General features: G+C 37.7%; 11 protein-coding genes. 10 read left to right on the forward strand and 1 reads right to left on the reverse strand.

The features are described 5' to 3' along the window. Positions 1-298 precede the first annotated feature (298 nt). The 8 genes from RRV45_RS03550 to RRV45_RS03585 all read left to right on the forward strand — a co-directional run bounded on the left by RRV45_RS03550 (position 299) and on the right by RRV45_RS03585 (position 11,279). Positions 299-1,276, forward strand: coding sequence for a proline dehydrogenase family protein (locus tag RRV45_RS03550; protein WP_315667370.1), 978 nt, complete (start codon positions 299-301; stop codon positions 1,274-1,276). A gap of 116 nt (positions 1,277-1,392) precedes the next feature. Then, positions 1,393-1,773 (forward strand): hypothetical protein, encoded by a 381-nt coding sequence (locus RRV45_RS03555; RefSeq protein ID WP_315667371.1) that lies wholly within the window; start codon positions 1,393-1,395, stop codon positions 1,771-1,773. A gap of 421 nt (positions 1,774-2,194) precedes the next feature. Continuing rightward, the gene (locus RRV45_RS03560) at positions 2,195-5,254 is read left to right on the forward strand and encodes an efflux RND transporter permease subunit (RefSeq protein WP_315667372.1); all 3,060 of its coding nucleotides are present in this window, start codon (positions 2,195-2,197) and stop codon (positions 5,252-5,254) included. Between the two features lie 255 nt (positions 5,255-5,509). Then, positions 5,510-6,853: a DUF4910 domain-containing protein gene (locus RRV45_RS03565; protein ID WP_315667373.1), complete on the forward strand. Its 1,344-nt coding sequence runs from the start codon at positions 5,510-5,512 to the stop codon at positions 6,851-6,853. A gap of 68 nt (positions 6,854-6,921) precedes the next feature. Beyond that, the gene (locus tag RRV45_RS03570; protein WP_315667374.1) at positions 6,922-7,530 is read left to right on the forward strand and encodes a methyltransferase; all 609 of its coding nucleotides are present in this window, start codon (positions 6,922-6,924) and stop codon (positions 7,528-7,530) included. Positions 7,531-7,869: 339 nt separating this feature from the next. Further along, positions 7,870-9,012 carry a trans-sulfuration enzyme family protein gene (locus RRV45_RS03575; RefSeq protein ID WP_315667375.1) on the forward strand — a complete coding sequence of 381 codons (1,143 nt, stop codon included), beginning with the start codon at positions 7,870-7,872 and terminating at the stop codon, positions 9,010-9,012. A 438-nt stretch (positions 9,013-9,450) separates the two neighbouring features. Beyond that, on the forward strand, positions 9,451-10,107 hold the full coding sequence (locus tag RRV45_RS03580) for a 5-bromo-4-chloroindolyl phosphate hydrolysis family protein (protein WP_315667376.1): 657 nt from the start codon (positions 9,451-9,453) through the stop codon (positions 10,105-10,107). Further along, complete coding sequence (locus RRV45_RS03585; RefSeq protein WP_315667377.1) at positions 10,104-11,279, forward strand: toxic anion resistance protein; 1,176 nt, start codon at positions 10,104-10,106, stop codon at positions 11,277-11,279. The genes RRV45_RS03580 and RRV45_RS03585 overlap by 4 nt, the downstream gene beginning before the upstream one ends. An 82-nt stretch (positions 11,280-11,361) precedes the next feature. Here RRV45_RS03585 and RRV45_RS03590 read toward each other — a convergent pair whose 3' ends face one another. Beyond that, positions 11,362-13,005 carry a PAS domain S-box protein gene (locus tag RRV45_RS03590; protein ID WP_315667378.1) on the reverse strand — a complete coding sequence of 548 codons (1,644 nt, stop codon included), beginning with the start codon at positions 13,003-13,005 and terminating at the stop codon, positions 11,362-11,364. Between the two features lie 188 nt (positions 13,006-13,193). Between RRV45_RS03590 and RRV45_RS03595 the strand changes: the two genes are divergently transcribed. Together RRV45_RS03595 and RRV45_RS03600 are read left to right on the forward strand one after the other, a co-directional pair. Then, a complete protein-coding gene (locus tag RRV45_RS03595) occupies positions 13,194-13,427 on the forward strand; it encodes an excisionase family DNA-binding protein (RefSeq protein WP_315667380.1) in 234 nt (77 codons plus the stop codon). 130 nt (positions 13,428-13,557) lie between these two features. Then, entirely contained in the window at positions 13,558-14,118 is a 561-nt protein-coding gene (locus RRV45_RS03600; RefSeq protein ID WP_315667381.1) for an FAD-dependent oxidoreductase, read from the forward strand. The last annotated feature ends 185 nt before the right edge of the window (positions 14,119-14,303 follow it).

Here is a 14,303-nt window from a genome sequence, read left to right on the forward strand (position 1 = left end):
TTTCGAACAAGATGCTTTATTCATACCGGAAAATATTATATGTTAATGGGGGTCAGTTTCCGCTTGTTTTTGCAGGAGACTGGCCTATTTGTGAAATATTGGTAAGAGGGATAAGTAAAAATGAAGGTAGAAATGCGAAAGAGGGCATACTAAAATCATTTCCAAGAGTGGTTTTAAGTGTTGAAAAAGAGGAAGAGAAAAGAAAAAACTTCAAAAGTTTCAATTAGATTTCTGAATATGATTTTCGACAAGATATGATATAATTATTTTATAAAAATAACAGCGAGGAGCAATCACTATGCTAAAAGATATATTTATGGGCCTATCCCAAAACCAATTTCTTAATAGTGCTGCTAAAAAGTATGGTTTAAAATTGGGAGCGCAAAGTGTCGTTGCGGGAACAAATATCGAAGAAACCATTAAAAGTATTAAAGAACTTAATGCTCAGGGCATCTCTTGTACGGTAGATAATTTAGGTGAATTTGTATTTAAAGAGGAAGAAGCAACAGAAGCGAAGGAACAAATTCTCAAGGTAATCGAAGCGATTCATGAACATCAAGTAGATGCTCATATTTCTTTAAAGCCTACACAATTAGGTCTTGATATTGACTACAATTTTTGCTTAAGCAATTTAAGAGAAATTGTTGACGCAGCAAGTAAGTATGATATGCATATCAATTTTGATATGGAGGATTATGGACATCTACAGCCATCATTTGACCTATTAGACGAACTTTCTAAGGAATATAATAATATCGGGACGGTTATCCAAGCTTATTTCTTCCGTGCAGAAGAAGATATTCAAAAGTACAAAAACTACCGTCTTCGTATAGTTAAAGGCGCTTATAAAGAAACTGAGCAAGTTGCATACCAAGATAAAAAGGATATCGATCGAAACTTTATTAAGCTAATCGAATATCATTTATTAAATGGAGAGTTCACATCCATTGCTACACATGATCATCATATTATCAACCATGTGAAGGAATTCGTTAAAAAGAATGATATTCCAAATGATAAATTTGAATTCCAAATGCTGTATGGCTTTAGAAAAGACATGCAGTTACAACTGGCAAAAGAGGGATATAACTTCTGTACGTATGTGCCATTCGGCAAAGATTGGTATGGATACTTCATGCGCCGCCTTGCAGAAAGACCGCAAAATTTAAATCTTGTTGCGAAACAAGTATTTAACAAGAAAACAAACACCTTCCTTGGTGTGGCAGCGGGAGCATTCTTATTAGGAAGAATGACGAAGAAGAAAAACAATAAATAATTCGGGTCCATTCTCGTTTTGAATGGAAAGGTCTGTCTCTAATTGGGGCAGGCCTGTTTTGTTTGATAAATGATGGTAAAATAAGAATAATAATGAAAAGTGATAGGGAGATTCAAATGTTCAAAGCTCAAAAAGAATATTATTGGAAGATTGGATTATTAGTATCGTTTATTTCGTTTATATTACTTATTACAGCGGTCGGAAAGGTTTTGGATTCAGAGTTAAATATTAAAAACCTTGCTGCTTTTATAGGGTTTTCACTGGCAGTTGGACTGATCGCATTATTATTAGTGCGCTTTGGTTTCAAAGTAGCACTTATCTTCTTTCTCGTTGGTCTCATCATTGGATTTATTGAAATGTATCGCCTTTTCTTTAGTGACTCTTCTGGATGGGGAGATTTAGCGGGACTTATCTCTTTATTTATGTGGGTGTTTATGGGTATTGGATTAGGAGTTTTTGCTCAATTAGGTGCATACTACTGGCGAAAAAGGAAATAGCAGTAACATGGAAGCCTCCACAAACAGTGGGGGCTTAACAGGACGCAAGCATATTTTAACAAATATCATCGATAGCCTCATAATTTACCTGCATGAATTTGAAGTTCCTCAAGAATAAACCATCTAAATGATCCATATCCAAAGTGTAATTCCTACAATTCACGAAGATTTTTCAAAAGGACAAGCATTCTGCTGAGAGCACTCGACTTTTTCGAGGGCTCTCTTTTTTATTATTAGACTAAATGTTTACCCCCTCTAAGACTGTAGACTTAGAAAAATATCTGTCTAAGGCACGTTATGAAAGATTGGAAATGTAGTTAAGATGGTAAAAGAATGAATTGTTAACTTTTACCTAATCATGTTAAAATATCCAAATCTATTTTAACCTACAAGGTAAAGGAAGAGAGTGAGGAGAAAAGGATTGAAATTATTGAAGTTTATTGTGCAAAGGAAAATGTTAATTGCTTTAATGTCAGTGTTGGTTTTAGCCATTGGAAGCTACTCGTTATTTGAATTAGATAAGGAATTAATGCCAGCCATTAGTATGGACGGCGCCTATGTTGAAATTGGTGCGGGAGAAATGGCTGCAATTGAAGTTGAACGGACAATCACAACTCCTTTAGAGCAGAAGATTAGAGGAATTGACGGTGTCGAAAGTATTCAATCGACTACAATGATTGGCAGAAGCGCTCTGCAAATGACATTTGAGCGGGGTCGTGGGGAAGAAGTATTTAAGGAAGTAGAGTCAATTGTTAATGCTGAAAAGGCCGACAATTCAGGAATCAAGGAAATGGCTGCTGGTCAATACGGTGCAAGTCAGAGCTATGAATTCTTTATGGATATTTCGAATGGCAGCATGAATGACATGACGGAATTTGCACAGACCATATTAGAGCCAAGATTAGAAGAGCTTCCAGAGGTACGTGACGTAATGCTTTCCGGAATTCTGGAGCATGAAGTAAAAATTGAATTTAATCGTGCAGAAATGCTGAAGCATGGATTAGAGGCAGGCCAAGTAATCAGTGCAATCCAGATGTCCAATAATGAAGCCACTTTAGGCGAACTTACTAATGAAAAGGATTCTCCTTCTTTGCGATGGAGTACGAAATTAGAAAATATTAAAGATGTAAAAGAAATAAAAATTCCTACTCAATCGGAATATATCGAGCTTAGCAAAGTAGCAGATATTTCCCTGCAGCCTAAGGAGAGTTCATCATTTGTCTGGAAAGATGGAACGAAAGATCTTATTTTTATCCAGGTTGGCAGGGCTGCGGATGTAACGCAAATTGAGATGGCAAAAGCAGTTCGGGATGAAATAAAAAAAATTCGGGATGAAGGTTTAGTTGCAGGATTTCAATTAAATGAAATGGTCGCACAGGCAGATTATGTTCAGGAATCGATTGATGGGGTAACAGACAATATCCTTATTGGCGGGCTAATCTCTGCAATCATTCTTCTCATTTTCCTTAGAAATCTGAGGGCAACGATCATTATCGGCATTTCCATCCCAACATCCGTATTATTAACCTTTGCAGCGATGTGGATGTTTGGCTACAGCTTTAATATTTTGACCTTAATTGGACTTGGATTGGGAATTGGGATGATGGTTGATTCATCCATCGTTATCCTAGAATCCATTTATCGAAAGAAAGAGCTAGGTTTGAACAAGCTTGATGCGGTTTTAGAAGGAACTAAGGAAGTCGCTTCCTCCGTAATTGCATCGGTACTAACGACTATTGTCGTATTCCTTCCAATTGGAATGATCGGTGGCGAAATGGGTCAATTTATGATCATACTTTCAGTAGTTGTTGCTATTACACTAATCAGCTCAATGATTGTGGCCTTTACATTAATTCCTACATTATCAGATAAGTTTATGAAGCTTAAAAAGACAAAGGGATCTGCTAAAGAAGGAATTTTTATCCGGGTGTATAGCCAAGTTGTTTCCTGGACGATAAAGAAAAAGCGCCGCAGTCTTAGTGTCATTACTCTCTTTTTCCTAATGTTTGCAGGGTCATTATTACTAGTAACAAAGATCCCAATGACGATTATGCCCGATATGTTTAACCGATATTCAGAGCTGATGGTGGATCTAGAACCAGGTATAACGAATCAAGAAAAAGTAGAAATTGTTCAAACGATGAATGAAAAACTAAGTGCTATCGAGGATGTAGAAACGAGTTATGTACTCGATAATGGCGGAATGCTGTACAGTATCATCAATATGACAAAAGGCGATGATATTAAAAAGGAACAAAAGGAAGTAAACGAGGATATCCTTAAAACACTGCGGGAAATGCAGAAGGATCATCCAATTGAAAGCATCCAAAGTGCAATGTCAGGTGGTGGAGGCTCACCTGTTCAAGTAAATATTAAAGGGGAAAGCATTGAAGAGCTGCAAACAGCCGGAAATAAATTTAAGGAAAAACTTCAAGAAGTTGATGGAATCGTTGGGGTAAGAACCTCAATAGAACGCATGTCCCAGGAGGAAGTCATTGTTTTAAAAACGGATGAGATTGAAAAAGCTGGACTTTCTCAACTTCAAATTAAACAATTAATCGAGCAGTCATTTTTACAAATGCCTGTTGGTGAAATGATCATAAACGATGAGAAGGTTCCTTTATCTGTAAAGTGGGATAAAAAGACCGGGACGAAAAAAGATTTATTGGAATTAAAAGTTCCCATTATAGATGGAGAGAAGAACTTATCTGCTTTCATTGAATTGAAAAGTGTAGATACGCCTAATGAAATTTCCCATACAGACGGCGAACGGTATATCTCTATTTCTGCTGAAATTGAGGGTAAGGATCTTGGAGCGGTCAATCGGGATGTTCAGAAATTAATCGAAGAGTTCAATGTCCCTGCAGGCTATACAGTGTCAGCTGCCGGTGATCTTGAACAACAGCAGGAATTAATGATGGAAATGATCTTTGTTATAGGAATTGCTTTATTCCTGGTTTATCTAGTTATGGCGGTTCAGTTCAATCATTTAGGCCATCCAATCATTGTTATGTCAGTGATCCCGATGACGATTGTAGGTGCCATTCTAGGTTTATTTATCACCCAAATGGAGCTAAATCTGATGTCAGGAATGGGTGTCATCATGTTAATTGGGATCGTCTTAAACAACGCTATTCTGTTAATTGATCGTACAAAACAGCTTCGCAGTGAGGGCTTCTCTGTTGAAGAAGCGCTTCTTGAAGCGGGAAAAAATCGTATTCGTCCAATATTCATGACAACCTTAACGACTGCTGGCGCGATGCTTCCATTAGCCCTTGCCTCAGGCACATCGGGTAATTATCAGGCGCCAATGGCCACAGTGATTATCTTCGGCCTAATGTTCGCGACTTTTATTACATTACTTCTTATACCGGCCGTTTACCGTTTATTTTCAGTAAAGACACTGAGTTTAAAGGCGGCGAGGAAACAGAGGCGCAAAGATGTTATCGAGGTTCAAGCTGTGCCTGAAACAGTGAAATAGGGAGATCGTTTTAAAAAATAGCCCAGAGCAGATGCTTTGGGTTATTTTTGTTGAAAAAAATGCAAAGGCACCTTCTAACTTTTTATAGCCTTAAGACTTATTCTTATTTAAAATCAATTAAATCCTAAGTCCCTGATAAAAGTCTTGTTTTGAAAAATAGCTAGGTTTAAAGTTTCGTTTTTAGTTTTTGAAAAGGTTTGCAGGAAATCAAAGCGAATTCCTTTTGTGAAATCATAACTCAAGGAGGTTTTCGTTTTGAGAAAAAGTTCGTCCATTTTGCTTTCTACTCTTCTAGTCACTTCAGGTTTGTATCTTGCTCCTATGAATCCCGCCCATACAGCAGAGGCTGCTCCTAATCATGTTGTTCATCCAAGTGAAAAGGCATTTGACCAAAAGGTAATTGCCAGAGTCAGTGCAGAGCGCATGTATGAAGATGTCTATTATTTATCAGAAACGATTGGCCCGCGTGTAACGGGTACAGAAGGGGAGCAGCGTGCCGCCAATTTTATTAAAGAGCGTTTGCTTTCTTACGGCTATGAAGTGACAACACAAGAATTCAGCATTCCTGATAAAATGACTGGGCATTTACAGACAAGTAATCAAAATGAAGTAATGGTTAGTATTCCTGCAGGCTCAGCAGATACACCAGAGGAAGGGATCACTTCTGAGCTTTACGATGCTGGATTAGGAAGGACAACTGATTTTACTCAAGAGGCAGCAGGAAAGATTGCTCTTATCTCTAGAGGGGAGATCACATTTAAAGAAAAAGTCGATAACGCTGTAGCTGCAGGGGCTATCGGGGTACTGATCTATAATAATGTGGATTCCCCTGGACCGCTGAATCCTTCCATTGGTGGGAATGCTTCTATTCCGGTTGGAGGAATTTCAAAAGCAAGCGGGGATGCATTGCTTCAAGATATAGCATCACAGAATAAAACGGTAACCTTAAAGGTGAAGCGGATTACAAATGCAAAATCGCAAAATATCATTGCGACTAGAACTCCGCAAAAAGGGAAGGAACACGATATTGTACATGTATCGGCACACTTTGATAGTGTACCATTTGCACCAGGTGCCAGTGATAATGCCTCAGGTACAGCTGTTGCTTTAGAATTGGCAAGAGTGTTGAAAAGCTATCCTATCGAAAAAGAATTAAGATTTGTTTTTGTAGGTGCGGAGGAAATAGGCCTAGTCGGTTCTGCATATTATGTGAGCCAGCTGAGTCAGAATGAGGTTGAACGAAGTATCGCGAATTTCAACATGGATATGGTTGGAACCTCTTGGGATAATGCAACTGCTATTTATATGAATACACTTGATGGCAAGGCAAACATCGTTACTGAAACAGCATTGGCTACGGCTGAAAGAATTGGAACTCCATCTGAATTGGTTCTCTATCAGCGCGGCGCTTCCGATCACGTTTCCTTCCACGATGCAGGAATTCCAGCTGTTAACTTCATTCGCCGAGAGCCAGGTACAGCGAATTTAGAACCTTATTATCACACACCGTTAGATAAAATCGAATATATCAGTGCTGAACGTTTGAAAGAGGCAGGGGATTTAGTTGGAGCGTCTGTATATCATTTAGTAGGTAAATAGTATAATAAAGAAGCTGATTTCCGATTTGAAGTCAGCTTCTATTTTTTTGATTAGGCAGGAGATCTATCATGTTAGAACGTGATTTTGATGAATTATTAAAAATTGAAACGTCTGGGGACCAGAAAGGTTTTAACCAATCATTTCATTACCATCGATATGAATCAACTCCATATAGTGCATTGGACATTTTATTTAAACAATATGAATTGAAAAGCACCGATAGGCTAGTTGATTTTGGTTGTGGAAAAGGAAGATTAAACTTTTTTATTAATTATTTATTCCATTCTACAGCAGTTGGGGTGGAGATGAATGAAGGGTATTACGCAGAAGCGATTGAAAATCGGCAGAGGTATGTAAAGAAATTTAAAAATAGAAAAGATGATATTCACTTTCATTGTTGTTTAGCTGAAGAATACAAGATTGATCCCGCGGACAATCGGTTTTATTTTTTCAATCCGTTTTCAATACAAATCTTTATGAAAATCATAAATAATATCTTGTTGTCTGTGGAAAAATTTGAGCGGGAAATTGAGCTAATTCTATATTATCCCTCTAAGGATTATACTTATTTTTTAGAAAATCAAACTGCCTTTGAATTGAAGAGTGAGGTATTATTACCGGAATCTAAACATAATCCAAATGAGAGATTTTTGATTTATCATTATTCATTGGGATAAGAATGTCCATGGTGAGCGTTTTAGATATAGTAACGAGAAAACAAGTGCCATAGAGCAGTCATGGAGAGCGTTTTACATAGAGAAACGCAAAAACGAGTGCCATGGAGCTTTCGTGGAGAGAGTTTTGCATAGAGCAACGCAAAAACAAGTGCCATAGAGCTTTTATAGTGAGGGTTTAATGTTTCGCCCCACAAAAATTGTCTTTAGTCAAAAAAATAAATCCTAGTTAATTGATGAATCATATAGGAATATTAATTGGATTTAAGGTAAAATGTTGATAGAATTCATTTAATCAAAACGTTTGTTTAAATACTTAAATTTACAAAGAAGGTGCCTGTTTTGGAAAAGAGATTTGAAACATTAGTTTTGCACAGTGTAGAAAAAACAAAGAAACCGATAAAAAGCAAGGTAACACCCATTTATCAAACGTCTGCGTTTACATTTGAAGATTTAGAGGACATGGAAGGGTATTACCAAGGGGAAGGGAATTACTTATATTCTCGCGTTGGCAATCCAAATACCGATGAACTTGGTCAGGCGGTTGCAGCACTCGAAGGCGCCCCTGCAGGTGTTGCCACATCATCAGGGCTTTCAGCTATATTGGCAGCGGTACTGGCCGTGCTAAAAAGCGGAGATCATATCGTTGCAGCAGAAGATGTTTATGGAGGCAGCTTCCACCTATTAAAAGAAGAATTTAGTCAACTGGGGATTGAAACAACATTCGTGCCATTTTCCAACTTACAGCATGTGGAACAGGCTATTCAGCCAAATACAAAGCTATTGTATACAGAATCAATCACAAACCCGCTATTAAGAGTGGAAGACATTGATGCGGTTGTTCATTTCGCAAAAGAGCATCAATTAGCTGTGCTTGTTGACAACACATTTGCAACTCCCTTACATTGCAGCCCATTTAAGCTAGGCGCAGATTTAGTCGTTCATAGTGCAACGAAATATATTGGCGGTCATAGTGACGTTACTGCCGGGGTAGTTGTCGGAAGAGCAGATTTAGTAGAAAAGGCGAAAGCGAAAGTCGTAAATCTCGGCGCAAATGTAAGCCCATTTGAAGCTTGGCTTACATGCCGCGGGCTTAAAACTCTAGCCCTTCGCATGAGAACCCAATCTGCTAATGCAAGAAAACTAGCCGAGGCACTACAGGGGAATTCAAATATTTCTAAGGTGTATTATCCTTTTAATAAAGCAGAGACCGGATTTGGCGCAATGGTTACGATCGAGCTATCAAAAAGTATAGATGTCAATCAATTCTTTAAATCCCTTTCATGGATAAAATTAGTTCCAACCCTTGCTGGAGTTGAGACAACGGTTTCGCATCCTTTACTGACCTCTCACCGTGCCCTTCCGCCTGAAGCAAGCGAAGCGTTAGGGATTACAAGAGAGGTCGTAAGGATTTCTGTTGGTATCGAACATTCGGAAGATATTATTGCAGCCTTTGAGCAAGCGATTAAAGATTCAATAAAATAGTTTTACAACAAGAACCATTCATGGCTAGAACCCTGGCCGTGAATGGTTTTTTTATTTTTCCGGAATTAATTCTCGCTCGTTAATTTTGTTTTGCTACGTCTCAAGTCCTATAATAATTTAAGGTTGAGGTCTATAGAAGAAAATGTAACTATCCTGTATCTTTATAGATGAGAAGGAACTTTTTATAGCTGAAACCTGTAGTTACTTCATACGTATATATATTAAGGGTTTTATCTTTATTCAGCATTAGTCTTTCACTTCTAAAGTGATGTGATTAATGCAACGAGGTATTCAAATTCAGCAGGGGGTTAGCCCTAGCTGATTAAAAATAAGCCTTCGGCGGATGCCTCAGATTTTTTAGAGGAAATTATCGAGCTCGCTCAGGCAATCTGGGCGCAAATACGCCAAGGCGAATTTGAACTTAGGAGTCGATTAAATATGAATCAATTTTTAGCATTTCTATTACGCATGTTAATTGCGCTTCCAACTTCGTCCAGTGTATGGCTGCTGAGCTATTTTGCCTTTAACCAAACTTTCTGGCTTTCAGGAGCCATTGGCTTTGGGACTGGTGCACTTGCTTATTTAATAACAGGCATGATACAAAAGCAAAGGTTCTTAAAACGCCATCATCTGACAAGGAAGGAATACAAATTTATTAAGAAAAACATCGATGATGCCAAACGAAAAATTTCCCGCTTGCATAAGGCGCTATTCTCGATTCGTCATATTCCTTCTTTGAAGCAAAGAATGGAGCTAATGCGAACAACGAGAAAAATATACAGGCTAACGAAAAAGGAGCCAAAACGTTTTTACAAAGCAGAACAATTTTATTTTTCCCATTTAGATTCAGCTGTAGAGCTTTCGGAGAAATATGTGTTTTTATCCGCCCAGCCGAAGAAAACATATGATCTTGACCAGTCACTTTATGAAACTCGCCGAACACTTGAGCAGTTAACGGCAATGGTGGAAGAGGATTTATACAAAGTCATTTCAGACGATATTGATCAGCTGAACTTCGAAATTGATGTTGCAAAGCATACGATAAAAACAAAAAAGGATTCACAAATTATCGATGAAAGCAGGAGATTAAAATGAGTGAGCACAATCCATCTCTTTTAAAAAACACAAGCAGTACAAATTTAATGGATGATCTGCTATCTAATCCATTTGGGGAAAAACTTGAGCTGACTAGCAAGAGTGAACCCCTAAAAGACAAACCTGTTAAGCTGATTGATGTGATTCCAGAAGAAAATAGACAAAAGGCATATGAGCTGGCCAAGCAAATTGATCCGACAAACCATCAGGCGATGATCTCGTACGGAACGCCTGCACAGTCAAAGCTTTTGTCCTTCTCCAACTCCATGCTTGAACAAGTCCAAAAAAAGGACATTGGGGAAGTAGGGGAAATCATTAGCGAATTAATGTTGAAATTTAATGATGTAAACCCAGATGATTTAAAAATGGAGAAATCATCTTTTTTTGCACGGATGTTTGGGCGAATATCTAGCTCAATTCAAGAGACTTTGTCCAGGTATCAAAAAACAGGTGCACAAATTGACAGGATTAGTGTAAAGCTTGAACGCAGCAAAAACATACTTCTATCGGATGTTGTCATGCTGGAAAAGCTTTATGAGAATAACAAGGAATATTTCCATGCCTTAAATGTTTATATTGCAGCGGGTGAAATTAAGCTGGAGGAATTACATGAAGTAACAATTCCAGCATTGAAGAAGGCAGCTGAAGAGTCGAACGATCAAATGAAATTCCAGGAAGTAAATGATATGATCCAGTTTGCTGACCGTCTGGATAAACGACTCTATGATTTAAAATTAAGCCGAGAAATCACGATTCAGAGTGCTCCGCAAATTCGACTCATTCAAAATACAAATCAGGCGCTTGTCGAAAAGATCCAATCATCCATAATGACTGCCATCCCGTTATGGAAGAACCAAGTAGCAATTGCGCTAACGCTCATTAGGCAGCGTCATGCGGTAGAAGCACAAAAACAGGTATCTAAGACAACAAATGAGCTCCTGCTGAAAAACGCTGAAATGTTAAAGACAAATACAATTGAAACTGCCAGAGAAAATGAACGCGGCCTTGTTGATATTGAAACATTAAAGAAAACCCAAGAAAATTTAATTTCTACACTGGAAGAGACTTTAAGGATCCAAGAAGAAGGAAGACACAAGCGTCGACTAGCAGAGCAGGAGCTGGCCACGATGGAAAGCGACTTAAGGCAAAAGCTGCTTGAAATTAAAGGGTAATACAGCCTCTAAATAAAAAAGAAGATCTATTAATCAAACGCTTGGTTAATAGATCTTCTTTTTAAATTGATAGTCAGGTTAATTAGTCCAATTTTTTATCATTGGTTACTGGCAGTTTGATCAGGACCTCTGTTCCTTCGTTAATCTTACTATTGAAAACGATCGAACCATTGTGAGATTGTACGATCTTAAAGCTGACAGTCAGACCTAATCCTGTTCCTTTTTCTTTAGAAGAATAAAACGGCTCCCCGATTTTTTCCAATCGTTTTTCAGATATGCCACAGCCTTGATCCTTAATAATAATGGAAACCTCATTATTTTCCTTAGATTTTAAATAAACGGAAACTGTTCCTTTGCCTGAAGATGCCTCAATTGCATTCTTGATTATATTGATAAAAAGCTGTTTTAATTGATTCGGTTCACAGTCTATCATATATTCCTGACCATCTGATTTATAATCGATTTGGACATTATATAAATTGGCATCAGATTGAAGCAATGAGATGACCTCAAATAAAATGAGATGGATATCAGCACGTGTAAACTGGACCTGCTGGGGCTTAGCCAATAGGAGCAACTCTCCTGCTATATAATTAATTCGGTTTAATTCGTCAAGCATAATTTTATGATATAAATGATCTTTTTCATTCTCTTTCTGAAGCAGCTGAACAAATCCGATGAGCGAGGTAAGCGGATTACGAATTTCATGAGCCACACTTGCAGCTAATTCACCAACAACGGACAGCTTTTCTGTTTGTCTTAGTCTTTCTTCCGTTTGCCTTATATGGGTCATATCCTTTCCGTAACCAATAATCCCCTCAATTTCTCCATTTACTATGATAGGCAGATTCGTGAATTGTATAGTTATGGTCTCACCATTTTTATGAGGTATCTCAAGCTCATATTTTTGAACACGTTCTCCTTTAAGGATATTAGAAATCGATTCTTTGACAGTCTTATATCCTTCGGCTGTCAGCGAGTCCTTTATTTTTTTGCCTACTACCTTTTCATCATCATAACCAGTAACGGCTTTAAATTGCGGATTGACGTTTGTAATAACGCCGTTAAGATTCATCATAAAAACAATATCAGGATTATATTCAAATAGCGATTTATACTTTTGCCTGCTCCTTTTTAGAAGGTTCTCAATGAGCTTTCTTTCAGTTATATCCCTTCCGATAATGACAAGCCCCTTGCGGCTGCCGTCTTCATGAAAGAGAGGGACTTTAATCGTGTCGAACGTTTTTTGCAGACCATTCGGAAGAGGGATGACTTCCTCAATACGTGTGATCCCTTTATTCTTCCAGGCCTCTTCATCCGATACCTCACAGTAGATTAACGCGTCCCGGTAAAACTCAGTATAATCTGCTAGTTCCGAGTCCTTTTTTCCTTTGTAATCTACATCCTCAAGCTGAAATAATTTTAAACCAAATTCATTGGCTTCGATCCAGCGACCATGCCCATCCTTAAAATTTACAAAGTCCACCATTGAGTTGATAAGGGTTGATAATCGCCTTTCTTCTTTCTCAAGATTGTTTAGCTTTTCCGTCTTTTTAATAAAATAATAAAATAGCCAGGCAGTTGTAAAAATATAAAGGAGTTCTTTTATTCTTTCGATCGTTTCTATAAGATGAGAAGGCTGAAAATGACTAAAAAGATAGTTGGTGCCAAAAATCCAAATAAAACTGATTATTATATACAGGATAATGAGTTTCTTTTTGTTCATTTAGTTTTTGTGACTCCTGTTCCATACCTAAATGGATAAAAATGAAAAATTCCACTTCGCTATGTTCGTAATGGTATAGTTATGATAGAAAAAATATATTTCTAGTTAATAAACATTCTATCTTAGTTTGATAGACAGTAAAAGTCCTATAAAAATTTACCTAAAAAACCACAGGAGTGAAGTTAGAAGTGTATTTAACTATTGAGGAAACAGCTGAATATCTATCTGTGTCTATAACATATGTGGAGAACTTAATTTTACAAGGCAAGGTAAGAGTGCTGCATGATAGTGAGGGGGCCGTATTGGTCTACAAAGATCAGTTTAAGACACATTTTGAACAGCTGGAGAAATATAAAAATTTGGTAAAAGAATTAGCGAATGAACCAATTCCTGAGGATCGAGATATAAAGGATGAGGATTGAATTTTCCGTCTTTAATTATGGTCATAATAGTGGAGAAGAATGATTGTATTGTAAAGTCACTTTATTTTACAAACAGCATTTAGTTCGTTAATCTAATATTATGAAGTGAGATTAAAGGAGGAAACTAGTTATGTACGATATTACGATAATTGGAGCAGGGCCAGCAGGAGGAAGTGCGGCATTATTCGCTGCTAAAGCGGGAAAAAAGGTTTTAGTCATTGATAATGACAAAAGTGTAACGAAGCGCGCTTGGTTAGAGAACCACTATGGCGTGCGTGAGATTTCCGGTCCAGACTTAGTTGAGGTTGGGAAGAAGCAGGCTGCTAAATTCGGTGCTGAAATCGTGGAAGCATCCGTTGAAAATATTGAAAAGTCAGAGGCTGGATTCGCAGTTCAAACAGATAATCAAACATATGAATCTAAGCATGTAATCCTCGCAACAGGCTTTTTAACAGATCTTGCCGAAAAAGCGGGATTAAAAACAACTGATGGTACAGAACCGAGAGTTAAAACTATTTTTGATGTGGATGCCGCCGGAAAAACGAATATTGATGGAATATGGGCAGCAGGTACTGCTGCAGGGGTAAGCGTGCACACGATTATCACAGCAGGAGACGGTGCAAAAGTTGCCATTAATGTGATTAGTGAGTTAAATGGTGAACGCTATGTTGACCATGATGTTTTAAAATAAGTGAGATGAGCCGTCCCTTAATGGGGTGGCTTTTTTCGTGCTTATTTTTACGGGTAAGCTGCAGATCGTGCTTTATTGCCTGAGTCTTTTATCCTTAGTAAAACATAAAAGGAAAAAAATAGAATTTTTGACCTACCTCAGAGTGGTTATAAATCCCCTTTGTTAATATTTAGAATAGTTTAAAA

Source organism: Bacillus sp. DTU_2020_1000418_1_SI_GHA_SEK_038 (genome assembly GCF_032341175.1).
In the GTDB taxonomy this organism is placed as follows: Bacteria; Bacillota; Bacilli; order Bacillales; family Cytobacillaceae; genus Cytobacillus.